Genomic DNA, 24,467 nt, shown 5'->3' with positions numbered 1-24,467 from the left:
TAAACTAAAGTATTTAGGTCAGTTAAAAATAAGTCTAATATTGTAATAATTCCAATAAAACTTCTTCAAAACGGTTTTTAGGTAAAAACTGATCCTCAAGTGCTTTTGTGAAAGGAATAGGAGAATCCAGACTTGCTACTCTTTTTACCGGAGCATCCAGATATTCGAAACATTCTTCCATGATTAAAGCTGAAATATCACTGGCAATTCCGCCAAACAAAGTATCTTCCTGATAAATAATTACTTTTCCGGTCTTTTTAACGGATGCAAAAATAGCTTCTGTATCCAAAGGCTGAAGTGTTCTTAAATCAATAAGATCGGCTTGTATTTCAGGATTTTGAGCTAAAGTCTGCAATGCCCAGTGTACCGGAGCTCCGAATGCAATAATGGTAATTGCGCTTCCTTCTTTTAATAAGGCTGCTTTTCCTAACGGAATGGTATAATAATCTTCCGGAACATCCTGGTAAACGCTGCGATACAACTGTTTGTGTTCAAAAAACAAAACCGGATTCGGGTCATTTATAGAAGTATTCAATAAACCTTTGGCATCATACGGAAAAGCAGGATAAACTACTTTTAATCCCGGTGTTTTGGTAAACCAGGCTTCATTAGTTTGTGAATGAAAGGGGCCTGCCTGAGTTCCGCCGCCACAAGGCATACGAACTACCACATCGGCATTTTCTCCCCAGCGATAATGTGACTTGGCCAGTAAATTAACGATTGGATTGAAACCTGTCGAAACAAAATCAGCAAATTGCATTTCTACAATCGCCTTGTAGCCATTAATCGATAATCCCATTCCGGCAGAAACCACCGCACTTTCACAAATTGGCGTATTGCGGACGCGGCCTTTTCCATAAAGTTCTACAAAACCATCGGTTATTTTAAAAGCACCACCGTATTCAGCAATATCCTGCCCCATAATAACCAGGTTTTTGTGACGCTGCATCGATTGATTTAAACCATTACGGATCGCATCAATAAAACGAATATTTTCTGATGAAGAAGACGGGTTAATTTCCTCATGTTGATACGGTTTATAAACATCATCTAATTCTCCACTGTAAGTAGGAATGATTTCAGGTTCTGCATTGGCGATCGCCAGATTTTCATCTATTTCCTGTTTTATTTCGCTGTGCAAAGCTTCATCAAATTCGGCTGTCAGAATACCTGCTTCCGTTAAATAAGTCCTGTAATTGGCTACAGGATCTTTCGCAGCCCATTCGTCCATTAATTCCTTAGGAACGTATTTCGTACCACTTGCCTCTTCGTGGCCGCGCATTCTGAAGGTTTTAAACTCCAATAAAACCGGATGTGGGTTTTCAATCATTTCAGCTTTGAGCTGCGTCAGTTTGTTGTAGACTTCTACAATATTATTACCGTCAATAATATAGCTTTCAATACCGTAACCAATGCCTTTGTCAGCTAGATTTTCGCAAAGATATTGTTCATTTGTTGGTGTAGAAAGACCGTAACCATTATTTTCAATTATAAACATTACAGGCAATTTCCAAACGGCAGCAATATTCAGCGCTTCGTGAAAATCCCCTTCACTTGTGGCACCTTCACCGGTAAAAACGGCAGTGATTTTTTTATTATCCTGAAGTTTGTCCGCCAGCGCAATTCCGTCTGCGATCCCTAATTGCGGGCCGAGATGTGAAATCATTCCAATAATATTGTATTCCTGGGTTCCAAAGTGAAAACTACGGTCCCTGCCTTTTGTAAAACCATTCGCTTTTCCCTGCCACTGCGAGAATAGCCTGTACAACGGAATATTTCGTGTGGTGAAAACACCCAGGTTTCGGTGCATTGGCAATACGTATTCGGATTCGTCCAAAGCAGCGGTAACCCCTACCGCGATGGCTTCCTGCCCTATTCCGGAAAACCATTTTGATACTTTACCCTGACGGATTAAGATGAGCATTTTCTCTTCTATCAATCGGGGTTTTAGTATTTTTTTATATAAATCTAAAAGTTGGGAATCGGTTAAGTTTTGTCTGTAAAAGATCATTTTTCAGGTTGTTTATTTTATAGTTTTCAAATATATAAAAATATAACAATTTTAACAGTATTTGTTAAATAATTAAATGTTTAAAAGTTTTGAGTTAGCTGAAATAAAAATATAAAATTAATAACCGATACCATTCTTTTTTACCATAAAAGTATAATTTCAAATGAATTTTATCCTGAAATTTAAAATTCAAATATAAAATATTCTCTACCTTTGTTATTGAAAGACTTTTCTATGTCTTTTATCTTTTAATAAAAAATGTAAAGTATGCAAAACATTCCTAGTGTAGACTTACGTGATTTCCTTTCGGGCGACCCGGAACGTAAACAAAAATTTGTAAATGAAATCGGCAGTGCATTTGAAAACATTGGCTTCGTAGCCCTAAAAGGTCATTTCCTGAATGATCAGCTGGTAGACGAACTTTATGGTGAAATAAGAAAATTTTTCTCCTTGCCAATAGCAACCAAGCATAATTATGAAATTCCCGGAATTGGTGGTCAGAGAGGTTATGTTTCTTTTGGAAAAGAACATGCCAAAGGTCGAAAAGAGGGAGATTTAAAAGAATTTTGGCACTTTGGTCAATATGTTGACAAAGATTCCAAATACGCTTCAGAATATCCGGATAATGTAGAAGTAGCAGAGTTACCGCGTTTTAATGTGGTTGGTAAAGAAGCTTACCAAATGCTTGAAAAAACTGGTGTGTATGTGTTAAGGGCCCTTGCTCTGCATTTAGGTCTAGATGAGTTTTATTTTGATCAGTATGCCAAAGAAGGAAACTCTATTTTGAGACCGATTCATTATCCACCGATCACTTCTGAGCCTGAAAATGCAATTCGTGCTGCGGCTCACGGAGATATCAACCTGATTACACTTTTGATGGGGGCCCAGGGTAAAGGACTGCAAGTTCAGAATCACGATGGAGAATGGATTGATGCTATCGCCCAGGATGATGAGTTGGTAATCAATGTTGGGGATATGTTATCCAGACATACCAATAACAAATTAAAATCGACTATTCATCAGGTTGTGAATCCGCCAAGAGAATTATGGGGAACTTCACGTTATTCTATTCCGTTTTTTATGCATCCTGTAAGCGACATGCGCCTGGATTGTTTAGAAAATTGTATAGATGCTGAAAATCCTAAGAAATTTGAAGATATCACCGCTGGAGACTACTTATATGAACGTTTAGTAGATTTAGGTTTGATCAAAAAATAAAAACTTAAATGAATTCCAATATTAAAATTCCAAATTCCAATTAAGTTTGGAATTTGGAATTTAATTTTTACAAACCTTAATAGTTGGAATTTATTTTTTTAGCATACAAAAATTATGGATTTACAAGATCAGTTAAAAAATTTGTTTCCCGATCATATCGAATCAACTGAACCTGAACAAGTTCAACAGGAAGATCATGTGCTTTATGTTCAGAAAGAGCCTATGATCTGCAAATTTGAAAAACGAAAAGGAAAAGCAACAACCATCATCGAAGGCTATGAAGGCAGTGACGAGGACTTTAAAATTTTAGCGAAAGAAATCAAAACGAAATTAAGCGTCGGCGGAACCTTCAAGGATGATTCCATTATCATTCAGGGAGATTATCGCGATAAGATTATGGCAATTTTAAAAGAAAAAGGATTTAAAACAAAAAGAGTTGGAGGGTAAGAAGATTTTAGATTTCTGATTTTAGAGTTTAGATTACTAGATTTAGAATTTCAGAAAAAAACTCAGAACCTTAGTACCTCAGAACCTTAGCACCTCAAAAAAAATGATACAAGCATCAGAATTAATATTAAATCCTGACGGAAGTGTTTATCACTTAAACCTTCTTCCGGAACACATAGCCAACGATATAATTTTTGTTGGAGACCAGAACAGAGTAGAAAAAATCACTCAGTTTTTTGATTCAATCGAATTTTCAACTCAGAAAAGAGAATTCAAAACCCAAACCGGAATTTATAAAGGGAAACGCATTACTGTAATGTCAACCGGAATCGGACCAGACAATATTGATATTGTTGTAAACGAATTAGACGCTTTAGTAAATATTGACCTGAAAACACGTCAGCCAAAGGAAAACCTGACTTCACTGAATATTATCAGAATCGGAACTTCGGGATCTTTGCAGGAAGATATTCCGGTAGACAGCTTTGTAATGTCAAAATTCGGATTGGGATTAGACAATATGCTTCGCTCCTACCTGATTGATGAAGTTTCGAATGTTGCGATCGAAGACGCTTTTATCGCCCACACGAACTGGGATATCCGAAAAGGAAGACCTTATGTGATTGCCTGTTCTGAGAAATTGGAAAAAATTATCGAATCTGATAAAATTTTTAAAGGAATTACAGCAACAGCCGGAGGATTTTACGGTCCGCAAGGACGTGTATTGCGTTTGAATATCCAGGATGAGGAGTTGAATAGTAAAATGGATAATTTTATTTTCAATGAGAACCAAATCACGAATCTTGAAATGGAAACTGCTGCGATTTATGGTCTTTCCTCACTTTTAGGGCATAATGCTTTATCGTTGAATGCTATTATTGCCAATCGTGCATCCGGAACTTTTAGTGAAGATCCGTACAAGGCTGTAGACGAACTGATTACTTATACCCTTAATAAATTGGCAGGGAAATAATTAGAGAATGTGTCAATTTGAAAATTGGGTAATTCTTAAGACTTGGATAACTAATTTAGTGGTACATTTAATTTAATTGAAGGAGAATGGATAGTGTATCAAATACAAAATAAATAATGGCGGAATCACATAAAAAGGTCCTTTTTAAATATTACAGTACTTATCTGGAGGAAGTAGTTTCAGAAACCATGTGGGCAGAAATTATTGATCTGGAAAAAGGATATTTTAAATTAGATAATATTCCCTTTTTCGGGCCTCTAATTGCAACAGATGATATTTTTCGGGCAGAATTCGATGAAAATGAAAAGGTCTTTTTACATAAAGAAACTATTGAGCATTCCGGAAATTCCATCATTCAGGTTTTAATTTTGGAAAAAGAATTTGACAAAGAAATAATCATAGAGAAACTAAAATCGATAAACTGTATTTCGGAAAGTTTAAACGATACTTTTCTTGCTGTAGAAATTATAAAGGATATTGATTATTCTATCGTAAAAAGCCTTTTAAATGAATATGAAAAGCTTTCTGTGATAGAGTTTGCAGAACCTTGTCTTTCGGACAAGCACAGAACGGATTTATTAAAAAATTAATTAAAAACAACAAACTTATATACCAAACTTAGCATACGCATACCCAACTTAACTTAAACTTAAACTATAATGAAAACCGTAAAAATTGTAGGTGTTCCTGAACACTTCAATTTGCCATGGCATCTATGCATTGAAAATGGCGAATTTGAAGCAGAAAATATTGATTTGCAATGGAATAACATTCCCGAAGGTACCGGTAAAATGTGTCAGATGCTTCGTGACGGGGAAGCTGATATTGCCGTAATCCTGACGGAAGGAATTGTAAAAGATATTGTAGCCGGAAATCCGAGTAAAATTGTTCAGATTTATGTGCAGTCTCCTTTAATCTGGGGCATTCATGTGGCAGCTAAATCAGAATTTCAAACCATCAAAGACCTGAAAAACAAAAAAGTAGCGATTTCCCGACTAGGTTCAGGATCGCAGCTTATGGCTTATGTAAATGCAAATGAACAAGGCTGGGAAACAGATGATTTAAAATTCGAAATTATAAATACCATAGACGGCGCTGTTGAAGCTTTGACAAATGGAACCGCAGATTATTTTATGTGGGAACATTTTATGACAAAACCACTTGTAGACAGCGGTGTTTTCAGAAGAGTTGGTGACTGCCCTACTCCATGGCCTTCGTTTGTGATTACGGTTCGTGACGAGTTTTTGAAAAAGAACCCGAAAATAGTTGAAAAAATTCTTGAAATTATCAACAAAACAACCCACGACTTTACCCAGATTCCGGATATTGACAAAACATTGTCGGAACTTTTTCACCAAAAACTGGAAGATATCCAGGAATGGTTAAAACTCACACAGTGGTCTCAGAAACATTTAACTGAAAAAGCATTTATTAAAATTCAAAATCAATTATTTGATCTGGGAATTATTGATAAAAAAAGTACTTTTGTAGAAACGGTAAAAGCACTATAAAAAACTGCTTTTGATTCTTATGATAAAATTCCCTAAAATCGACTTTCCGCAATTAAAATCCAAATTACAGGTGAAATCACCCTGGGACAGGATTATTATTATGCTGTTGAGTCTTTTAATCACGGTTCCGATTTTCATCATACTGCATCAAAATCTGATCGATCTGAAATGGCCCTTCAATTTAGATCGTGTCTTCATATTTATATTTGTTTTTGCTGCTGTTTTCGTGCTTCTTATGTTTCTGCGAACCATCATTATTGTTTGCATCGCGATTTATTTACTGGTTTTGTTCTACGGAAGTGTGATAGGCAATTATGGTTTTACTGAAATCTCCGAAGATTACAATTCGATGATTTACACCATGTCGGATAATCCTTTTCCACAAGATATTATTGTGGCAAAATTACTTCCGTTTCCGAATAAGTCGAAAATTATAAGTGCTATCGAATACGAAAATCCAAAAGTTCGGAATTTTGCTATTATGGCCACCACGAAGCATTTTAAGGGCATAAAAGGATATTCTGATTACAGAACAATCATTCAGTGTTTTGCTGTATTTCAGGAAATAAACAGTCGCTGGAACTATGTAAACGATCCCAAAGAAGGAGATTATATTGCAACGGCCAGTGAATCTTTACAATATTTCTCCGGAGATTGTGACGACCATTCCATTTTAATGGCCGCCGCCATACGTTCTATTGGCGGAACTCCGAGGCTTATTCATACCAAGGGACATATTTATCCTGAAATATTAATTGGTTCTTTAATCGACCTTGAAAAAGTCAATTATCTGATTAAGAATGTGCTTTTTGTTAAAGAAAGCTACAAACAGACTTTACATTATCATATAGATGAACGGGGTCAGGTCTGGATGAATCTTGATTATACGGCCAAATATCCGGGAGGACCTTTTATGTATGAAGAGATTTTGGGAGCCCTTACCCTTAATTAATTTAAGATTGAAATTTGGAACTAAGTTGCTGATTTTTTGCTTTTTAAGAATAAACCCTACAAAGACTGAAATTTTCCAGGTCAAAATCCTAAAAACATTCCACTTTTTCTAAATAACTGACCGTGAGTATTTTGGATTTATTTTTTTTGTAACTTGTTTCCTGTTTAACTTTTAATCAAACATCATGAAAAAATCTAAATTATTTATCTTTGGAATTATGCTGGCAGCCATAGTCATGTTTTCGTGTAAGGGTCGAAATAAATTGATTAACTCCTGGAAAATTACTACCGTAGAAGCTAAAGTACCTCTTTCTGATTCTGCTAAAAATGTAATTCTCAAACAAGGAAAATTAACATTTACAGAAGACGGACATGTAAATGGCTATTTACAGAGTGAGATAACGAATGGTACGTATGCATTGACGAAAGGAGGTAAAAGTTTGGTTATTAAAGACGAAACAGGTACGCCGTATCCTTGTGAAAGCACTATCACCAGTGATGAACTGATCTTAGACAGTAAAGAAATGAAGTTGACACTCAAAAAAATATAATTTCCGTTTTCCCATTGAATGAGAATAAAATACCACACCAAAAGAATAAAAACTTCTTAATTTAAGGAGTTTTTTATTTTTATAATTAAATCAAGCTGTTGACATACCCTTGTCACAAACACTTTTTAGATTTGTCTACTAAATTGAATAAACAAGATGCAGGATTTAGAAACTTTTTATCCGACAAGTAAACAGCATTGGAGAGAATGGCTACAGGAAAACCATATGCTCAAACAATCTATTTGGTTGGTTTGTTATAAAAAACAAGCGAATGTACCCACCATCACCTGGAGCGATGCCGTTGATGAGGCGCTCTGTTTTGGCTGGATCGACAGCACGAGAAAATCTATTGATTCTGATAAATTCATACAATTTTTCACCAGACGCAAGCCCAACAGCATCTGGTCAAAAATAAACAAGGAAAAAATTGAACGTCTGATTAGTGAAGGCCTTATGTTTCAGGCCGGTCTTGAAAGCGTTGAAAAAGCAAAACAAAACGGTTCCTGGATTATTTTAGATACTGTAGAGGCATTATTTATCCCGCAAGATCTGGAAATTGCTTTTGAATCAAATCCGGGCGCAAAAGACTATTTTTTAAGTTTAAGCAAATCTGTAAAAAAGATGATACTGTACTGGATTGTTGCCGCCAAGCGTCCCGAAACGAGGCAAAACCGCATCAATGAAGTGGCGATACTTGCCGCTCAAAATTTAAAACCAAAGCACATTAGCTAATGGTACTATTCTTTTAACGGCTGTAAATGATTGTTTTTAAGTGTTTTATTAAAAATAATGCTAAATAAATTTGCGCAGTCAAATAACTGCATTATATTTGCAGTCAAATAACTGCGTAATGGAAATTAGAAGAGATGTTTTTCAGGCAATAGCCGACCCGACCCGTAGAGCCATATTAAGCTTAGTCGCCCTGCAAGCGATGACACCCGGTGCAATAGCAGCCAATTTCGATTCTTCAAGGCAAACCATTTCAAAACACATCAAAATTCTTAATGAATGTGAGTTACTGCATCAAAGCCAAAACGGAAGAGAAATTTATTACCATTTAAATCCCGAAAAAATTAAGGAAATTGACAGTTTCATTGAGCCTTTCCGGAAAATGTGGGACGAACGTTTTAATAAACTGGAAGCAATCATGAAAAATTATAAAAAATAATCACATGGAAAGAAAGACCAAAATTAATGCCGAAGACGATAAACAGGAACTAGTCATTACAAGAGAATTTGATTTGCCTTTAGAATTACTTTTTAAAGCGTATGCAGAACCGGAAATTGTAGCACAGTGGATGGGAACAAAAGTTATAAAACTGGAAAATAAGAAACATGGCAGCTGGCAATTTGAAACCACTGATCCGAACGGGAATGTGGTATTTGGGGCGAATGGTGTTATTCATGAATTTATTCCAAACCAGAAAATTACCCGCACCTTTGAAATGGAAAACAGCCCCTTCCCTGTTCAGCTTGAGTTTTTAGAATTTGAAAAAGCTACGGAGGAAACCAGTACACTTACCATACACATCATTTATAAATCTGTTGCCCTGAGAGATCAAATGCTCAAACTGCCTTTTGCACAAGGCCTGAACATGGCGCACAACAGATTACAGGACATTGTAAATGAACTAAAATAAATATCATGACAAAGAGAACTAAAATTATCTATTGGATAGTCACAGTCTGGCTTGCTCTGGGAATGGCATCTACCGGAATTGTACAATTGATTCCATTGAAAGAAGAAACCGAAATGATGAAACATCTGGGGTATCCGCTTTATTTTTTAACCATTTTAGGCGTTTGGAAAATCTTAGGGGTTATTGCCATTCTAATTCCTAAATTTGCTCTATTGAAAGAATGGACTTATGCGGGGTTTTTCTTTGCCATGTCGGGAGCTGTTTTTTCTCACTTATACTGCGGTGATGGTGCCAAAGAACTTTTTGGTCCGCTATTATTGATCATTCTGACCCTTTTATCCTGGTATTTTAGGCCTGCTGACCGAAAAATAATTTCTTAGTTCAATTGAAACATCCTCCCTACAAAACCATAAAACAACATGAGTACTACTAAAAACAAACTGTCAGCAGATCAACAGGAAGCATTACTTACGGTATTGCAGAACCGTTTTGAGAAATATACACATCGCCATAAAGGCCTTGACTGGAACAAAATACAGACAAAATTACAAGCCAGTCCGCAAAAAATGTGGTCGCTTGACGAAATGGAAAGAACCGAAGGCGAGCCCGATGTTATTGGCTATGATAAAAATACAGATGAATATATTTTTGTGGATTGTGCAGCAGAAAGTCCGAAAGGCCGAAGAAGTATTTGTTACGATCATGAAGCGCTGGAAAAAAGGAAAGAAAACAAACCCAAAGACAGTGCGGTTAATATCGCCGAAGAAATGGGAATTGAAATACTAACCGAAGAACAATATCGCCAATTACAGCAACTCGAAAAACTGGATACCAAAACTTCAAGCTGGATCAAAACGCCCGCTGACATCAGAAAATTAGGCGGTGCCCTTTTTTGTGATTTCCGCTATAATACTGTTTTTGTGTATCATAATGGTGCCGATTCTTATTATGCGGCCAGAGGTTTTCGCGGTATATTGAAGGTTTAGTGTAACAGATTCAAAATTTATAAAGAGAAAGCTCCATTATGGCTAATGGAGCTTTTTTTGTTTTTATGTGAGTTGGTTATTATTAATTGAAAGAATTTCGGAACTCCAACGGCGATACCGCAGCTTTTGTTTTGAATAATTTACTAAACGATTGCGGATGCTCAAAACCGAGCTGATACGCAACTTCTGCTATCGTTAAATTAGTGATGGACAATAATTCTTTTGCTTTCTCAATGAGTTTCGCATGAATGTGTTGTTGTGCATTTTGACCTGTCAGCGCGCGCAACATATCACTCAGATAACTTGGCGATACATTTAAAAGTGCTGCAAGATGCTGCACTGTCGGAATTCCGTTTAGGGATGTTTTTTCATGGTTGAAATAATCGTCCAAAATTTCTTCCAGCTTTTGCAATAAATCATTATTGACACTTTTACGGGTTATAAACTGGCGTTTGTAAAAACGATTGCTGTAATTCAGTAATAATTCAATTTGTGAAATAATGACGTCCTGACTGAAATCATCTATTCTGCTTTCGAGTTCGTCTTCAATTATTTTAAAAATAGAAATAATGGTTGTTTTTTCCTTACCGGACAGGTATAATGCTTCATTGGCCGCATACGAAAAGAAACCATATTGTTTGATTTTTTTGGCTAAGGCATACGTCAGAAATAAATCCGGATGAATCAGTACCAAATAACCTGAGGCTCCTTTTTCAGGAGGAGATTCAAATAACTGATGCGGTGCCGAAAAGACTAAACCTCCTTCACCAAAATCATAGTAATGCTGACCGTATTTTGCTTTGCCGCAAACATTTTCCTTTAAGGCAATTTTGTAAAAATCCAGAATAAAGGAATGTCCCAATTCATTTGGAACAATATTGATCTCTTTCATATCTATACAACTTATCATCGGGTGCAAAGGCTTTGGAAGCCCAAACACCCGATGAAAGTCAGATAAAGATTCAAATTTCCGAGGTAAATTCTCTTCTTTTTTCATCTGGTAAAGTTAAATTAAATTTTGCCCAATTTTACCACGGACATTCTCCTGTTTCAGGATTGTGTTCTTCACTGATAAATTTTCCTGTCGGGCCATTTTCATCAATCATCACATATTTTGCAATTCTTGCCCCCGCTTCCTGTACGGTTCCGGTTCCGCGATGTGCGTTAAAATCGGTTGCAACAAAGCCCGGACAAACCGCATTTACCTTAAACAGGGTGTCTCTTAATTCATAGGCCAGATCAATAGTATACATGTTCATGGCAGCTTTGGAAGCCGGATATACGGCAGCTTTGTGTGTATAATATTTCCAGGAAGGATCACTGTGCAAGGTCAGCGAACAGCCACTGGAGGAAACATTTACGATACGCGGTTGTGGTGATTTTTCCAATAAATCAAAAAAAGCCTGTGTCATGCGTACCACACCATAAACATTTGTTTCAAAAACCTCTTTAAACTGCTCTACACTGGCTTCCAGTGCAGTCTGCGGCATTCCGCCATGAATACCGGCGTTATTGATCAGCGCATCCAAAACCGCTGTTTTTTTTCCTATTTCAATTCGTGCTGCTTTTACCGATTCAGTGTCGGAAACATTCAGTTGTATGGCTTCGACTTCGGTAAAACCTGCTGCTTTTAATTGATTCACCGCTTCCTGGCCTTTTTTTAAATCACGACTTCCTAAATAAACATAATATCCGTTTTGTAAAAGCTGGCGTGCTGTTTCAAATCCAATACTTTTATTGGCTCCTGTAATTAATACTTTTTTTATTTTACTGGTTATTTAATTGTTATAAAGAAGGGCAAAATCTTTAGCAAAATCAGCTAGTTTTACTTTTCCTAACATGGGTTTATGGCGGTAAAAATCTTCGTATAAGGCACCGCTTCCCTGAGCGGCCTGCATTTCGGTAAGACCTTTTGCAATCCGGGCATTCATGCCAAAAGCCAACATTCCATTGAATAATTCCTCGTCTGAAATTTCGAGCCATTTCAGATCCGGATTTCCGATACTTTCGCCCAAAACTTTTGCAATTTCATTAGGAGAAAACTCGTCGCTGGCGATGTAACGCACTTCCCTGCCGGCAAAAGGCTTTTCTATTTCTTCTGCAATTGCAGCCGCAATGTCTAAAGGCGAAACCCAGGGTTCTTTCTGATCACCACCATAATTGGAAATGATGACTCCTTTTTCTTTGATTGTTTTTAAGGATCTGTAAATATTGGTAAAAAAGCCAACAGGGCGCATAAATCTTATGTGAACCTCTTCCGGCAGCTGTTTCAGGATGTTTTCTACATTGTAATGCATCACAAGATTTCCATTGCCTTTGTTGGTATGAGCGCCAACACTGCTTAAAAGCATGATACGTTTTACACCTGAGTTTTCAATAGCTTGTTTGTAATTACGACCAATTGCAGCAATCTCGGCTATAATGTCAATATCCGGATCCGTGAAAGTACTGTGGTCCAATGTTTCCATGAGATAAACGGCATCAGCCCCTTTAAACGTTTCTGACAGAAAATCAACGTCCTGCATCGTACCAATTGCAGCTTTTGCACCCAAGGCTTCAATGGCTGATTTTCTTTCAGATTTACTGCTGATCACGGTTACGGTATGTCCTTTTTGTACTAATTCTTCCGTTAGAGGTTTGCTGATATTCCCTAAAGAACCTGTTATTACTATTTTCATTTTTATGCTTTTAAAATTATAGTACAAAGGTCAGCAGACAATATTGTCGTGACTTAGCCTAATTGAGAAAATGCGAAGTCAAAATGGAGGAAACCGTCATTTTGGCTCATACAAAACGCAAAACGGCTACTTCCCTGTTTACATTTCGGTCCAACTTTGCAGTATCATTTTAAAACAATAAAAAAATGCAAAAGACAATTTTTATCACAGGGGCATCAACAGGTTTAGGAAAAGCAACAGCTCTTTTGTTTCAAAGCAAAGGCTGGCAGGTAATTGCTACGATGCGTAATCCGGAAAAGGAAAACGAACTTCGTACATTAGAAAATGTAATTTTACTTCCATTGGATGTGACGAATGCCGCACAAATCGATCAGACTATAAAAAGTGTAACTGAAAAATATACGGTAGATGTGGTGGTGAACAACGCCGGCTATGGTTTAATTGGTGCCCTAGAAGCTTTATCGGATGAACAGATCTTTCGTCAGATTGAAACAAATTTAATGGGCGTTATAAGAGTTTCTAAAGTCTTTACGGGACATTTTCGTGAGAAAAGAAGTGGAATCTTCCTCAATATCACTTCCACATTTGGATTAATGGGATTCCCGACTTGTTCTGTGTACAGTGCTACGAAATTTGCCGTAGATGGTTTTTCGGAGAGTCTCGCGTCAGAATTGGTGCAATTTGGCATACAGGTCAAAGTGATTGCTCCGGGCGGAATGCAGACCGATTTCGCCGTTCGCTCTATGGAAATGGGCCAGCATGACGCTTACGAGAAATTAACAGCAGAAGTCAGTAAAGGCTACAGTGCAGAACAATTGGCTAATTACACCAAAGTCGAAGATGTTGCCAAAATTGTATATGAAGCAGCTACCGACGGCAAAAATCAAATGCGATATGTGGCCGGCAACGATGCCATAGCCCTATATGAGGAACGCATTCAATCGGGATCGGAAGCTCAGGTTGAAAATATAAAAGCAATGTTTACTTTTTAATTTTGTAATGATGAAAAATCACGCTATAGAACTTACTACCTTTAAGCTAAAAGGTTTTACGATTAAAGAATTTACAGAAGCCAATGCAGAAATTGATGCTTTTTTAAAACGTCAGCAAGGCTTTCGTTCCAGAACAATCTTCGAATTAAAAGGTACTGTATACGATATGCTGGTGTGGGACAGTACAGAAGACGGAACCGCGGCCATGCATTTACTGATGGACGAACTAAGTGATTCTGTTGTACACGATATGATAGATCAGCGTACCGTGAGCTGGAATATTACGCCAATAGAACATTTCGTAAGTTTGCAAATCAAGCCATCAGGGATTTAAAATTATTATTCATGAAGAATCAGCCTAAAATATTCTATACCCTTTCTGAGTTGCATAAAGCAATGGAACAGCCCAAACCCCTGCATCCGCTGATCAGTATTATCAATTATGGCGAAGCTATTTTTGATCCGAAGGATTTTGAACAGGGTATCATTATGGATTTTTATAAAATATCTTTTAAAACCAGTTTTAACGGAAAAATAAAATACGGACATGGCTTTTACGATTTTGAAGAAGGCGGAATGTCGTTTGTTGCTCCCGGACAGCTCTTGAAAATGCAGGAAGAAGAAGCGGATTACAGCGGAATGTCACTGCACATTCACCCTGATTTCATTCGTCCCTATGCTTTAAATGCTAACATCAAACAATACGGTTTTTTCAATTATACAGCTTCAGAAGCTCTGTATTTGTCCGAAAATGAAAAAGAAACGATTTTGGGTGTCTATAACAGTATTCAGAATGAATTGAAGGAACGAATTGATAATTTTAGCCAAGATGTTATTATTTCGCAGATCGAACTTTTGCTTAATTACAGTAATCGGTTTTACAATCGCCAGTTTATAACACGAAAAGCGATAAACAATGATGTACTGGCGCAGCTGGAAAGTTTACTCAATAGTTATTTCAATGATGAAGAGGCCTTGTTAAATGGTCTGCCTACAGTAGCTTTTGTGGCCGAACAACTGAAGCTGTCGCCAAGATACCTGAGTGATTTACTGCGAAATCTCTCCGGAAAGAATACACAGCACTTCATTCATGATAAACTCATCGAAAAAGCGAAAGAATATATTATGAAAGGTAACTTTTCGATAGCCGAGATTGCTTATAAATTAGGATTTGAACATCCGCAGTCGTTCAATAAATTATTCAAACAAAAAACCAATAGTACACCGATCGCATTTCAAAAGTCCTTTCATAAAAATTAAAGTATGGCAAAAATAAATTTAGAAGAGCTGAAACACCGCTCTCTGGCAATAAGAAAACAATATCGCGAATTAGAACTGCAGCACCACGGCAGCGAATGGACGGTAGAAGAAGATGCCTTAGCTTTCCTGACCGATGCCGGTCTGGTGGGAAGGCTCACGATGGCACAGCAAGGAAGATGGCCCAAAACAAACACAGACGAAGAACTCCGACATAAATTGGGGGAGTCGATCTGGTGGCTTGTGGTGTTGTCTGAGCGAATGAATATTGATATTGAAGAAGCTGTTGAAAGCTTTCTGTCCAAAACAGAAAAATTAGTAGGTAATTAAAAGTAAAAAACCTCCAAGCTCAGATGATTTTGGAGGTTTTTGATTTAATTTAATATACTATTTAAGTTCATCACAAAATTCAATCGTATTGCCAAAAGGATCTGTGATAAAAGCCATTCTCAGACCAATTGCCGGAACGCTAAAACTTCTGTTGATCGTGATGTTTTTCTTTGTAAGGTGTTCGATCGTCTGATCTAAATTATCGACACTAAAAGACAAATGGTTGTAACCCGATTTTTCTGTTTCAGTGTAGGGGTTTTCAGCACTGTCGTAACAAATAATTTCAATAATAAAATTATTGTCATTGGGCGGTGCAATAAAAGCAAGTTTAATCTCACCCACATTCCATTTATGAATTATTCTAAAGTCCAGGTTTTCCTGGTACCAATGCAATATTTCATCATATTGTGTGGTACGGATACCTACGTGCTCTGCTTTCATATCACTAAAACTGCTGGCAGCGTTTTTCTCTGAAAATGTTAAGGGCGTGATTTGATTTTCCATTTTACTTTTATTTTAGTTTACCACGGACTTTCTTCGCTTTCGTCTTCGATATCGTTGCTGAAAAACTTTCCTGTTGGTGCATTTTCATCCGTTAAGGTATGTTTAACGATAAAACTGGCTGCACTTTCCACACTTCCGGGACCGCTAAAGTGATTAAAATCGGTTGCGGTGTAACCGGGATCGATGGCATTTACCTTAAACGGCAAATCTCTGAGTTCATAAGCCAGTGTAACCGTAAAAGCATTCAGGGCAGCTTTAGATGAAACATAAGAAAGTGCTTTTATAGCGTAGTATTTCCAGGTCGGATCGCTGTGCAAAGTAAGCGAACCAAGTCCCGAAGTGATATTGCTGATTCTCGGGCTATCTGATTTTTTAAGCAAATCCAGAAAAGTCTGAGTAACCGTTATTACTCCGAAAAAGTTGGTGTCAAAGGTTTGCTGAATATTTTCTATCGAATTCGTTGAGGGTTCTTGTGGCATAGCGCCCAATACGCCGGCATTGTTAATAAGAAGATCTAATTTTCCCTGTTCTTTTTCTACGATGTTTCTGGCTGCTAAAACGCTTTCGGGATCAGTAACATCAATCTGAATGGCTTTGATATTTTTGAAACCGTTTTGGGTTAATTCTTTTACGGCTTCCTCCCCTTTTGCAAGGTCACGGCTTCCGATGTAAACAAACAATCCTTTTTCCGAAAGTTGTCTGGCTGTTTCCAGACCGATGCTTCTATTGGCTCCTGTAATTAGTGCTGATTTCATTTTGTTATCTTTTTAAATTATTGATTACAAAGTTGCAGCGATAAAAAACAAAATCATTTGCCATTTGGCAAAAAGCGATTTTAGCGAATGTTTTTTCTAATCCGGCTTAAGGAAGATTGGGTAATTCCTAAATAAGAGGCTAAATACGAAAGCGGAATTCGATTGATCACTTTGGGGTATTTTTCCATAAAAGACAGATAACGCGTTGTAGCGTCTTCTGAAACCAAAGGGCTTCTTCTGTCTACTTTCTGCATCAGTGCTCTCGAAATAATTTTATGTACAATGGTATCCCAACCTACAATGGTAGCAAGAAGTTCTTCCCAATCTGGTTTCGAAAAAACAATAAGCTTACAATCTGTAACGGCCTGAACATAAGCCGAAGAACAAATGCTATTGTTAAAACTTTCTAAATCTACAACCATATTATTTTCTTCTATGAAGTATCTGGTGATTTCCTCGCCTTTATTATTGTAGTAACACACTCTCATGATGCCCTCTATAATAAAACCCACCTGTACGGCAATTTTTCCGGCTTCAGAAAAATATTCGTCTTTGCTAAAGGTTATTTCCGTAGCTTTCTTTGAGATTAAATCAATCTGTTGCTGATTTAAATTGCCAAACTGCAAAATATAAGATAGTAATTCTTTCATGACGGCAAGTTAGGAATAACTTTTTATTAGGGATTTGCCTTATGGCAAAAAGTATTTTATTTTCTCTTACTGATTTATATTTGCTAAATAAAAAATGATTTACACCCCTTTTTAGACCAATAATTTATCTTCCCCAATTTTCAGTCAATTCTTTAAATGTTCCGTTATAAATATCATAATCCATATAACAATCAATACCATTAACTTTATAATAACATGGTTTTTTAGCACCTTTACAGCAGTTAATCTCACAACTAAATTGCCACAGAGAATAGCTATTCCAAATCGTATTGTTTTTGAATTTGCCCGTAATATTTCCATCTACTGGCAATGCGATCAGCCAAAGTTTGCATTTATTGAATGTTTCAACATATTTTGAATCTGTAAGTTTGTCCATATTGTTTAATCCACAGTATATATGCGGATATCTTCCGGTTTTTTCATATATCCTTTTTATAAATAAAGAAGCATTGTAAGGTGAAATAAATTCTTTTGTTAATTTATGTTCTTCAAAATCCAATGCAATAAACTCCTTATTTAAAGCCGAATCTCCAATCATTTTTAAATATAAGTCAGCTTGGGCTGCTCCGTCATAATCATGTTTCGGAAGCCAATAAGAACCAAAAAGTAAGTTCTTTTCATAAGCATCTTTTCTTCTTAGGTAAAAAGCAGCACTGTCTTCTTCAGACATTTTATGTATTATTCCTTTGATTCGCTTGTCTTTTACTAGTTGCTTAAGATCGTAACTATTATCTTTATATACATCAATTATTATTGGTCGGTTTAAATCTTCCCACGGTTTGTTAAATTCAGATTGCGACCAACAATTTGCGAGGTTTATTGAAAAGAGCAGTAGTGTAAAATAAAGTTTCATTTTATGATGTTTTAATGAGTGCTATTAATCGAAGAACCTCGCTGGTAAATTTGTCCAATTCAAAATTCTGCGGATCATCATGTCCATCTTTCAAACCTTCATCGATATTTACGTGAAATGCCGGTACGAGCCACTCTCCTTTTCTAATACTGGCACAAATATAAAGTAAAGCCAGACGCTGGTATTGAGCATCAGTAAATCCAGGCGTTGGTGCAACAGGCGCGCTTACGGCATTTCCAGGAGGATATATTCTTGGTTGTAATAGCTCAATATGCAAAAATAAACCTCTGCAGGAAACCCCTATTTTTTTTTCAAATTTAGTAGCTCTCCAGCCTAAACCAAAATCATTCAGCGTTTTTGACTTGCCTGTCCTTGTTACAATAGAGTGTGATGGTTCACTTCCTTTTGGCCAATTCCAGGAGGTTAAGTTATTTTTAGACCAGGTACTACTATTAATATTTCCAGGAAAATTATTTTCATAAGCTGGTGTGCTCATGTCATGTATTACAAAATACTTTGCATAAACATTATTCCCATTTACAAGAATATGAGAAACAGGCAGATCAATGTTACCACATATTTCATTGTTTGTAATGGACGCTCTTTGCAAATAGTTTTTAAGCTGTTCTTTGCTGATTTCAGGTGCGGAGTTTAGTAAGTTTTGAAAAGCCAGATCAATATTGGGCTCTTTATTCTCTATTACCCCTCACATTTTTACATTCCTTAACAATCGTTTGGCCTGTTCAATTTTACTCCCTTTATATTCCATTTTTGTTTTATCAAATAGTTCGGAGCTGGTTTGAGCAAAAGTTTCGAATCCTGTTGCCAAACAAATAAGTAGAATAAGTGTTTTCATCATTTTACTGTTTAATGTTAATTGCGAGTTTTGCAAAAAATTACATTTATTATGAAATTAAAGCTAGTAAATGTAGAAAATTAAGAAAATAACAAATGCAGTATAAGTACCTGTTTTTCAGAAGTATATATTTTTTTTAGTCATAAAAAAAAACCTCCAAAATAAAATAATTTGAGAGGTTTCCTAATGTTGTATCTTTTGTCCTTTTATGAATTACAAGTATTTTATTTTAAGTTCCGTAAACTTATTTCTTTTTTTACTTCTTTCAGCGTTTTAAAATTCACTACAACTATTGGAATTAAGGCAAGCGGAATTACGCTGAAAGAATTGACTCCTTTATTTATCGCTTTGAAAATATTCAAAACCAACAAGACCAATATCGCAATCAGGAGCATATAAGTAACGATTCGTAATGTTTTCTGGTATTTGAGTAATTGTTCGTTACTCATTTTGTTCAATCCTTCGTTTTTCATTTCTTACAGATGATAGTTTCGGATAAAGGTAAAAGATTTTCCTTCTCCTGTAGAATTCTTTATTTTATATATAACTCTTCAACTTTTTGATAATCTCCTTTTATAAAGTATTGAAGAAATTTAAGTGCATCTTTAAAATCTAATGACCAATAATCATCAACAACCATTTTTTCAGACTCTCCAAACAAACCGAATAGAATTTTAACTTTTTTTGGTCTGTTATACCATATTGAGAATGAAATTTTTTTTTGATCATCGTACATTGCCGTCATGGAGAAACTGTGTCCGCTCTCAATACATTTAAAATCCAAAGATGGACTGTAATAGACTTCATTTTGATTAATAGAATCTGAAAGATCTAATTGAGATATCCAGGGATGGTTTTCTGCAATTGTTAATACATCGTTTTCTGAAATTACATTATTTCTGTATTCAACATCTTTTTGATCAGGATAGCAAATGGAATATTTAAAAGTCATATTTGTTTTATATTGCCGAAAAGTAAGGAAAAAACAGAAATCGTAAAATATTACGGTAGTTATCTGATTGCAGATTTCTTCCTAAATTCTAAAGTAGTTTTGTACTGGTTATCTTTTGTCCTAAATTTGCGCAATTACTACAAGCAACAAAAAACTAAAAAACATAGATTTCTCGCGTTAAATTTTACAAATGTAACCAGTTACCCAGTTGTATTTTTTACAAGGAGAAATCAGTATCAAGTTAAATAAAGAGGAAGTGGAAAAAGCAGAAAATGAAAAAACCGGCTGGACTATTTGTCCGGAATGTCAGGGACGCGGCAAAAAAAGCCGAAGACTCAGCAAGAAAGTGCGGCTCCTCTACCAGACAGAACTCGATCAATTTGAAAAATCAAATGGCGAAGGAACGCCTCCAATAAAACCTAAAGGCAATCTGTACTCCTGCCCGGACTGTTCCGGATCGGGCTTGCTTCCTGCTTTGAGTCCTCCTGTAGCCGATACAGAAAATTATCCGCACGTCGCTATCATTGGCGGCGGAATTGGTGGAGTCGCTTTGGCGGTAGCTTGTCTGCACCGCGGAATCCCTTTTACTCTTTTTGAACGCGATAACAACTTCGAAGCCCGATCTCAGGGGTATGGACTCACCCTGCAACAAGCCAGCAAAGCGATAGAAGGATTGGGTATTTTCTCCTTAGATCAGGGCGTAATTTCAACGAGACATCTGGTTCATACGACAGACGGAAAAGTAATTGGCGAATGGGGAGTAAGAAAGTGGATCCCGTCGGAGGTCAAAAACTTCACGAAACGTTCCAATATACATATCGCACGACAGGCTTTGCGACTGGCACTGCTGGAACAACTTGGCGGAAATAAAAAAATACAATGGGGACATCAGTTAGTCGATTTTAAAGAATCTGAAGGCGAAGGCGTCGATCTTAGCTTCCAGGTAAACCGAGAAATCAAGCACTTCAAAGCAGATCTTGTAGTGGGAGCCGATGGTATTCGCAGTTCGGTACGAAAGCTGCTGATTGGTGACGATGTTACCCCTTTACGTTATCTTGATTGTATTGTGATATTAGGTATTTGCCCTTTGGAAGCCCTAGAAGGTCTTGACAGTTCTTTACTGGACTCGGCTACGGTATTTCAAACGGCCAATGGCAACGAACGGATTTATATGATGCCTTATACGGCAGACTCGTTGATGTGGCAGTTAAGTTTTCCAATATCCGAAGAAGAGGCTAAAGCGTTAAGTGCTCAGGGGCCTCAGGCATTGAAGGAAGAAGCCTGTCGCAGAACGCAGTGGCACGATCCTATTCCACAGATTATGGCCGCAACACTCGCAGCTCAGGTTTCGGGTTATCCGGTATACGATCGCGAATTACTGCATTCCGAATTGTTGGAGAAAGGAAATCAGATAACACTAATCGGAGATGCAGCTCACCCAATGAGTCCATTTAAGGGACAAGGAGCGAATCAGGCGCTGTTGGATGCACTTTCGCTGGCCCGTGGCATCGCAAGAGGCTGCAGACCTTTATCACAATGGAGAAAAGCCGGTATAAGGGAAAGTGTTTTAACGGAATTTGAATCGGAAATGCTAGAACGCAGTGCCGTCAAAGTCAAAGATTCAGCCGATGCCGCGCAATTCCTGCATTCCGAAGTGGTACTTCATGAAGGAGATGAACCACGTGGAAGGTGCCTGAAGTAATAAAATCCAAATTAAAAAATCCAAATTCCAAACTTCCAGGATTTTGGGTAAAATTGATTTAACCGCAAGGCACGCAAAGTTTTTTTTATTTATAGGATTCTATACAAACGTAAGGTTCGCAAAGCTGTAACACATAAAGCTTTGCGAACCTTGCGTTTGTATGCACACTAACAGGATAAAAAAACTTTGTGTGCCTTGCGGTTAATAAATCTCGCTGTACAGTTTTATATTGTAACAAAACAAAAAAATAATTATTTTGTTACAATTCTTGAAACAAAAAAAAATATAAAAAAAATTGTTACAGTTTTTGTAACAAAATAAACATAAAATTAATTTGTTACCGTTTCTTCGTCTGCATTATAATTCATACAGAGTATAGAATATTGGGTTTACTATTTCTAATGAAAAATAATTTTATATTAGCAGGAGCAAAAAAATCATTTAGGTTGCCAAAATAAAGTGATTGGAGATGCAATAAATAATTAAAGCAGTTATCTGCTAATCATGCACTATTTCTAAAGATAGATAAATGAAAGAAGATTACATCAAACGAATTAACAACATATTCCTGTTTATTGATGCGCATTTAGACCAGGAACTGAATTTGGAAAACATCGCTGCTATTGGGTTTTATTCGCCATTTCATTTGCACAGAATTTTCAAAGCTATCACGAACGAAACCCTAAACGAATACATTACACGTAAAAGAATAGAAAAAGCGGCTGCAGTACTTTTACATCAAAGAGAAGTCTCCATTTCTGAACTTTCATTACAGCACGGATTTAATAGTAATTCATCGTTTACCCGAACTTTCAAAAAATTTTACGGGCTAAGTCCAACAGAATTCAGAATAGCTAATCCTTATAAATTTAGCAAGATTGGTCAAACAGAAAGCAAGAACGGACAAGAAGCCGGACCATTGGCAGCCTATATTTGCAACATTAATAATCATATCAACTGGATTAAAATGAAAGCAAAAATTGAAATTAAAGAAATGCCAAAGCTGGATGTTGCCTTTATTACGCAAATCGGGCATAAGGGAATGGAAAACACGTATGCCAAACTAATAAAATGGGCAACTCCGAAAGGGCTTTTAGAAAATAGGAATTTAAAAGTAGTGACCCTTTATCATGATAGTTTTAAAATCACCGAACCTGATAAAGTCAGAATGAGTGCCTGCATTTCATTGGAAGAAAAAGTTGAAGTGAGCGGCGAAATTGGCCTTACTACAATTGAAAAAGGAAAATTTATTGTGGGCCATTTTGAGATTGGAATACATGAATTTGAAAAATCCTGGAGCGGTCTTTTTATTTGGATGAGCGAAAACGGATATAAAAAAGCAGACCGGAATCCTTATGAAATTTATTATAACAACTTTAATGAACATCCCGAAAAAATCAGCATTGTAGATTTTTGTATTCCTATTGAATAAAGTAAGATTTCTTAAAAAATGGAATGTGAAAAATTAAAGTCACAATAACTTTAGTCTTAATAATGGAGTACCTGAATATATTTTTTGATACAACTTATATTTGTTTAAATTTATAAAATGAATGACATTAAAAAAAACAGCGTTTTACTTCTTACGATCTTACTGACAATCTGCAGCAATGGCTACGGTCAATCCCTTCAAAAAGTAACTAATCTTGACAGTTTGTTTCTAAAAGCACAGCAGTCAAAAGCATTCAATGGAAACGTTTTAATTTCGCAAAACGGAAAAGTTATATACGAAAAAGCCTTTGGACAGGCAGATGCAAGTGGTATCATTCCGTTAAATAAAAAATATCGCTTTCATATCGGTTCAATTGCGAAAGAATTTAACGCTGTCGGCATTATGATGCTGAAAGAGCAGGGCAAATTGAAACTTGACGATAGCATTTCTAAATTTCTGCCGGAACTCCCTTCTTGGGCGAACAAGATTAAAATCATTCACTTGCTTCAATATACAAGCGGCCTTCCTCAAATAAAATGGAATGAAGTCAATCAGGATTCCGACAACATGGCGGAATTAAAAAAAACGGTTTCTCTTGATTTTGAGCCGGGAACCAAGTATGATTATAATAACAATAATGTATTTCTACAGAGAAGAATTATAGAAAAGATAACCGGAATGTCTTTCGATTCTTTTGTTATAAAAAAAATACTTCAGCCTGCGGGAATAAAAAATGGGCTTGTTGATCCGGACGAAAAAGTGAAACTTTTTGCTAAATCATTTAATAACAAAGGGAAACAGGATATTATAAAATATAACATTTCAGGCTGGACGGCCTTAAATTTAGAAGATTTTTATAAATGGTCTGAGGCAATTAATTCCTTTAAACTGATTAACGCTGCATCCACTCAGGAGCTTTGCAATCCGTTTTCCACCGGAAATCAGACGGGTCTTGGCGCAGGAAGCGTTCAGCAGGGAAAAGTGCTCAGCCACATACATGATGGCGCGGCTTTTAATTATCAGGCCTTATTGCTGAGTAATCCTGATTTTACAATTATTTTAATGAGCAACAACAAACAAAATAATTTAGAAGCCATTAGTGATGCTGTAAAGGCGATTCTTGAAGGCAGGTCCTACCAGCAAATTGAAGCTCCGGTAAAGAGTTAAACAGAAAAAAACAGTTGTAATACCTATAAA

30 protein-coding genes are annotated in these 24,467 nt (G+C 36.5%); 19 read left to right on the top strand and 11 right to left on the bottom strand.

All coding sequences use genetic code 11. From position 1 onward, the window contains the following. Positions 1–34: 34 nt before the first annotated feature. Positions 35–2,011, bottom strand: a complete 1,977-nt coding sequence (locus EV142_RS15555) for an alpha-ketoacid dehydrogenase subunit alpha/beta (protein WP_132036778.1) — start codon at positions 2,009–2,011, stop codon at positions 35–37. A 267-nt stretch (positions 2,012–2,278) separates the two neighbouring features. On the opposite strand from EV142_RS15555, the gene EV142_RS15550 reads away from it, so the two are divergent. The 12 genes from EV142_RS15550 (at position 2,279) to EV142_RS15495 (ending at position 10,288) form a co-directional block, all read left to right on the top strand. Beyond that, positions 2,279–3,229, top strand: coding sequence for an isopenicillin N synthase family dioxygenase (locus EV142_RS15550; protein ID WP_132036777.1), 951 nt, complete (start codon positions 2,279–2,281; stop codon positions 3,227–3,229). A 114-nt stretch (positions 3,230–3,343) separates the two neighbouring features. After that, the gene (locus EV142_RS15545) at positions 3,344–3,676 is read left to right on the top strand and encodes a translation initiation factor (RefSeq protein ID WP_132036776.1); all 333 of its coding nucleotides are present in this window, start codon (positions 3,344–3,346) and stop codon (positions 3,674–3,676) included. A 103-nt stretch (positions 3,677–3,779) separates the two neighbouring features. After that, on the top strand, positions 3,780–4,649 hold the full coding sequence (locus tag EV142_RS15540; protein ID WP_132036775.1) for a nucleoside phosphorylase: 870 nt from the start codon (positions 3,780–3,782) through the stop codon (positions 4,647–4,649). A gap of 116 nt (positions 4,650–4,765) precedes the next feature. Further along, complete coding sequence (locus EV142_RS15535) at positions 4,766–5,239, top strand: DUF4265 domain-containing protein (protein WP_132036774.1); 474 nt, start codon at positions 4,766–4,768, stop codon at positions 5,237–5,239. Between the two features lie 69 nt (positions 5,240–5,308). Beyond that, the gene (locus EV142_RS15530; protein ID WP_132036773.1) at positions 5,309–6,160 is read left to right on the top strand and encodes a substrate-binding domain-containing protein; all 852 of its coding nucleotides are present in this window, start codon (positions 5,309–5,311) and stop codon (positions 6,158–6,160) included. Between the two features lie 19 nt (positions 6,161–6,179). Beyond that, a complete protein-coding gene (locus EV142_RS15525) occupies positions 6,180–7,112 on the top strand; it encodes a transglutaminase (RefSeq protein ID WP_132036772.1) in 933 nt (310 codons plus the stop codon). A 184-nt stretch (positions 7,113–7,296) separates the two neighbouring features. Then, positions 7,297–7,662, top strand: a complete 366-nt coding sequence (locus tag EV142_RS15520; RefSeq protein ID WP_132036771.1) for a hypothetical protein — start codon at positions 7,297–7,299, stop codon at positions 7,660–7,662. 156 nt (positions 7,663–7,818) lie between these two features. Continuing rightward, positions 7,819–8,394, top strand: a complete 576-nt coding sequence (locus EV142_RS15515; RefSeq protein WP_194100239.1) for a YdeI/OmpD-associated family protein — start codon at positions 7,819–7,821, stop codon at positions 8,392–8,394. Positions 8,395–8,512: 118 nt separating this feature from the next. Next, positions 8,513–8,830, top strand: a complete 318-nt coding sequence (locus tag EV142_RS15510; protein WP_132036769.1) for an ArsR/SmtB family transcription factor — start codon at positions 8,513–8,515, stop codon at positions 8,828–8,830. A gap of 4 nt (positions 8,831–8,834) precedes the next feature. Then, positions 8,835–9,302: an SRPBCC family protein gene (locus tag EV142_RS15505; protein WP_132036768.1), complete on the top strand. Its 468-nt coding sequence runs from the start codon at positions 8,835–8,837 to the stop codon at positions 9,300–9,302. 5 nt (positions 9,303–9,307) lie between these two features. Then, a complete protein-coding gene (locus tag EV142_RS15500; protein ID WP_132036767.1) occupies positions 9,308–9,682 on the top strand; it encodes a DoxX family protein in 375 nt (124 codons plus the stop codon). 39 nt (positions 9,683–9,721) lie between these two features. Next, a complete protein-coding gene (locus tag EV142_RS15495) occupies positions 9,722–10,288 on the top strand; it encodes a DUF4256 domain-containing protein (protein WP_132036766.1) in 567 nt (188 codons plus the stop codon). Positions 10,289–10,370: 82 nt separating this feature from the next. On the opposite strand, the gene EV142_RS15490 is transcribed toward EV142_RS15495, so the two are convergent. From EV142_RS15490 to EV142_RS15480, 3 genes are read right to left on the bottom strand one after another with little or no spacing between them, the layout of a single operon-like run. Then, entirely contained in the window at positions 10,371–11,285 is a 915-nt protein-coding gene (locus EV142_RS15490) for a helix-turn-helix domain-containing protein (RefSeq protein ID WP_132036765.1), read from the bottom strand. Between the two features lie 31 nt (positions 11,286–11,316). Continuing rightward, positions 11,317–12,054, bottom strand: a complete 738-nt coding sequence (locus EV142_RS15485; protein WP_132036764.1) for an SDR family oxidoreductase — start codon at positions 12,052–12,054, stop codon at positions 11,317–11,319. 12 nt (positions 12,055–12,066) lie between these two features. Continuing rightward, positions 12,067–12,966 (bottom strand): NmrA family NAD(P)-binding protein, encoded by a 900-nt coding sequence (locus EV142_RS15480; protein WP_132036763.1) that lies wholly within the window; start codon positions 12,964–12,966, stop codon positions 12,067–12,069. A gap of 185 nt (positions 12,967–13,151) precedes the next feature. Between EV142_RS15480 and EV142_RS15475 the strand changes: the two genes are divergently transcribed. Genes EV142_RS15475 through EV142_RS15460 form a run of 4 tightly spaced genes read left to right on the top strand, consistent with a single transcriptional unit; the run spans position 13,152 to position 15,545 of the window. After that, a complete protein-coding gene (locus EV142_RS15475) occupies positions 13,152–13,958 on the top strand; it encodes an SDR family oxidoreductase (protein WP_132036762.1) in 807 nt (268 codons plus the stop codon). A gap of 7 nt (positions 13,959–13,965) precedes the next feature. Next, positions 13,966–14,292, top strand: coding sequence for a hypothetical protein (locus tag EV142_RS15470; RefSeq protein ID WP_238698736.1), 327 nt, complete (start codon positions 13,966–13,968; stop codon positions 14,290–14,292). A gap of 11 nt (positions 14,293–14,303) precedes the next feature. Then, entirely contained in the window at positions 14,304–15,218 is a 915-nt protein-coding gene (locus EV142_RS15465) for a helix-turn-helix domain-containing protein (RefSeq protein ID WP_132036760.1), read from the top strand. 3 nt (positions 15,219–15,221) lie between these two features. Continuing rightward, entirely contained in the window at positions 15,222–15,545 is a 324-nt protein-coding gene (locus EV142_RS15460) for a nucleoside triphosphate pyrophosphohydrolase family protein (protein ID WP_132036759.1), read from the top strand. Between the two features lie 57 nt (positions 15,546–15,602). Here the strand turns inward: EV142_RS15460 and EV142_RS15455 are convergent, their stop codons facing one another. From EV142_RS15455 to EV142_RS15425, 7 genes are all read right to left on the bottom strand, one after another. Further along, entirely contained in the window at positions 15,603–16,049 is a 447-nt protein-coding gene (locus EV142_RS15455; RefSeq protein WP_132036758.1) for a VOC family protein, read from the bottom strand. Positions 16,050–16,066: 17 nt separating this feature from the next. After that, positions 16,067–16,804, bottom strand: a complete 738-nt coding sequence (locus EV142_RS15450) for an SDR family oxidoreductase (protein ID WP_132036757.1) — start codon at positions 16,802–16,804, stop codon at positions 16,067–16,069. A gap of 80 nt (positions 16,805–16,884) precedes the next feature. Beyond that, positions 16,885–17,454 (bottom strand): Crp/Fnr family transcriptional regulator, encoded by a 570-nt coding sequence (locus EV142_RS15445; RefSeq protein ID WP_132036756.1) that lies wholly within the window; start codon positions 17,452–17,454, stop codon positions 16,885–16,887. Positions 17,455–17,578: 124 nt separating this feature from the next. Further along, positions 17,579–18,328 carry a glycoside hydrolase family 25 protein gene (locus EV142_RS15440; RefSeq protein ID WP_132036755.1) on the bottom strand — a complete coding sequence of 250 codons (750 nt, stop codon included), beginning with the start codon at positions 18,326–18,328 and terminating at the stop codon, positions 17,579–17,581. 1 nt (position 18,329) lies between these two features. Further along, entirely contained in the window at positions 18,330–18,938 is a 609-nt protein-coding gene (locus EV142_RS15435; protein ID WP_132036754.1) for a hypothetical protein, read from the bottom strand. A 470-nt stretch (positions 18,939–19,408) separates the two neighbouring features. Then, entirely contained in the window at positions 19,409–19,657 is a 249-nt protein-coding gene (locus tag EV142_RS15430; protein WP_132036753.1) for a redox-active disulfide protein 2, read from the bottom strand. Positions 19,658–19,716: 59 nt separating this feature from the next. Continuing rightward, positions 19,717–20,136, bottom strand: a complete 420-nt coding sequence (locus tag EV142_RS15425; RefSeq protein ID WP_132036752.1) for a hypothetical protein — start codon at positions 20,134–20,136, stop codon at positions 19,717–19,719. A gap of 256 nt (positions 20,137–20,392) precedes the next feature. On the opposite strand from EV142_RS15425, the gene EV142_RS15420 reads away from it, so the two are divergent. The 3 genes from EV142_RS15420 to EV142_RS15410 all read left to right on the top strand — a co-directional run bounded on the left by EV142_RS15420 (position 20,393) and on the right by EV142_RS15410 (position 24,437). Next, positions 20,393–21,838 (top strand): FAD-dependent oxidoreductase, encoded by a 1,446-nt coding sequence (locus EV142_RS15420; RefSeq protein ID WP_132036751.1) that lies wholly within the window; start codon positions 20,393–20,395, stop codon positions 21,836–21,838. Positions 21,839–22,367: 529 nt separating this feature from the next. Continuing rightward, on the top strand, positions 22,368–23,270 hold the full coding sequence (locus EV142_RS15415) for an AraC family transcriptional regulator (protein ID WP_132036750.1): 903 nt from the start codon (positions 22,368–22,370) through the stop codon (positions 23,268–23,270). 117 nt (positions 23,271–23,387) lie between these two features. Next, positions 23,388–24,437 (top strand): serine hydrolase domain-containing protein, encoded by a 1,050-nt coding sequence (locus tag EV142_RS15410; RefSeq protein WP_132036749.1) that lies wholly within the window; start codon positions 23,388–23,390, stop codon positions 24,435–24,437. Positions 24,438–24,467 lie beyond the last annotated feature (30 nt).

Origin of the sequence: Flavobacterium circumlabens (assembly GCF_004345565.1) — a bacterium.
In the GTDB taxonomy this organism is placed as follows: domain Bacteria; phylum Bacteroidota; class Bacteroidia; order Flavobacteriales; family Flavobacteriaceae; genus Flavobacterium; species Flavobacterium circumlabens.
Note: the sequence above shows the minus strand (reverse complement) of the source record. Positions and strands in the feature narration are given on the sequence as shown.

Coding starts and splice junctions, on each gene's coding strand:
- EV142_RS15525 (WP_132036772.1), top strand. CDS start 6,180: ATGATAAAATTCCCTAAAATCGACTTTCCGCAATTAAAATCCAAATTA.
- EV142_RS15515 (WP_194100239.1), top strand. CDS start 7,819: ATGCAGGATTTAGAAACTTTTTATCCGACAAGTAAACAGCATTGGAGA.
- EV142_RS15455 (WP_132036758.1), bottom strand. CDS start 16,049: ATGGAAAATCAAATCACGCCCTTAACATTTTCAGAGAAAAACGCTGCC.
- EV142_RS15555 (WP_132036778.1), bottom strand. CDS start 2,011: ATGATCTTTTACAGACAAAACTTAACCGATTCCCAACTTTTAGATTTA.
- EV142_RS15470 (WP_238698736.1), top strand. CDS start 13,966: ATGATGAAAAATCACGCTATAGAACTTACTACCTTTAAGCTAAAAGGT.
- EV142_RS15500 (WP_132036767.1), top strand. CDS start 9,308: ATGACAAAGAGAACTAAAATTATCTATTGGATAGTCACAGTCTGGCTT.
- EV142_RS15540 (WP_132036775.1), top strand. CDS start 3,780: ATGATACAAGCATCAGAATTAATATTAAATCCTGACGGAAGTGTTTAT.
- EV142_RS15505 (WP_132036768.1), top strand. CDS start 8,835: ATGGAAAGAAAGACCAAAATTAATGCCGAAGACGATAAACAGGAACTA.
- EV142_RS15445 (WP_132036756.1), bottom strand. CDS start 17,454: ATGAAAGAATTACTATCTTATATTTTGCAGTTTGGCAATTTAAATCAG.
- EV142_RS15410 (WP_132036749.1), top strand. CDS start 23,388: ATGAATGACATTAAAAAAAACAGCGTTTTACTTCTTACGATCTTACTG.
- EV142_RS15490 (WP_132036765.1), bottom strand. CDS start 11,285: ATGAAAAAAGAAGAGAATTTACCTCGGAAATTTGAATCTTTATCTGAC.
- EV142_RS15440 (WP_132036755.1), bottom strand. CDS start 18,328: ATGAAACTTTATTTTACACTACTGCTCTTTTCAATAAACCTCGCAAAT.
- EV142_RS15510 (WP_132036769.1), top strand. CDS start 8,513: ATGGAAATTAGAAGAGATGTTTTTCAGGCAATAGCCGACCCGACCCGT.
- EV142_RS15535 (WP_132036774.1), top strand. CDS start 4,766: ATGGCGGAATCACATAAAAAGGTCCTTTTTAAATATTACAGTACTTAT.
- EV142_RS15465 (WP_132036760.1), top strand. CDS start 14,304: ATGAAGAATCAGCCTAAAATATTCTATACCCTTTCTGAGTTGCATAAA.
- EV142_RS15545 (WP_132036776.1), top strand. CDS start 3,344: ATGGATTTACAAGATCAGTTAAAAAATTTGTTTCCCGATCATATCGAA.
- EV142_RS15425 (WP_132036752.1), bottom strand. CDS start 20,136: ATGACTTTTAAATATTCCATTTGCTATCCTGATCAAAAAGATGTTGAA.
- EV142_RS15550 (WP_132036777.1), top strand. CDS start 2,279: ATGCAAAACATTCCTAGTGTAGACTTACGTGATTTCCTTTCGGGCGAC.
- EV142_RS15520 (WP_132036771.1), top strand. CDS start 7,297: ATGAAAAAATCTAAATTATTTATCTTTGGAATTATGCTGGCAGCCATA.
- EV142_RS15460 (WP_132036759.1), top strand. CDS start 15,222: ATGGCAAAAATAAATTTAGAAGAGCTGAAACACCGCTCTCTGGCAATA.
- EV142_RS15450 (WP_132036757.1), bottom strand. CDS start 16,804: ATGAAATCAGCACTAATTACAGGAGCCAATAGAAGCATCGGTCTGGAA.
- EV142_RS15475 (WP_132036762.1), top strand. CDS start 13,152: ATGCAAAAGACAATTTTTATCACAGGGGCATCAACAGGTTTAGGAAAA.
- EV142_RS15495 (WP_132036766.1), top strand. CDS start 9,722: ATGAGTACTACTAAAAACAAACTGTCAGCAGATCAACAGGAAGCATTA.
- EV142_RS15480 (WP_132036763.1), bottom strand. CDS start 12,966: ATGAAAATAGTAATAACAGGTTCTTTAGGGAATATCAGCAAACCTCTA.
- EV142_RS15430 (WP_132036753.1), bottom strand. CDS start 19,657: ATGAAAAACGAAGGATTGAACAAAATGAGTAACGAACAATTACTCAAA.
- EV142_RS15415 (WP_132036750.1), top strand. CDS start 22,368: ATGAAAGAAGATTACATCAAACGAATTAACAACATATTCCTGTTTATT.
- EV142_RS15530 (WP_132036773.1), top strand. CDS start 5,309: ATGAAAACCGTAAAAATTGTAGGTGTTCCTGAACACTTCAATTTGCCA.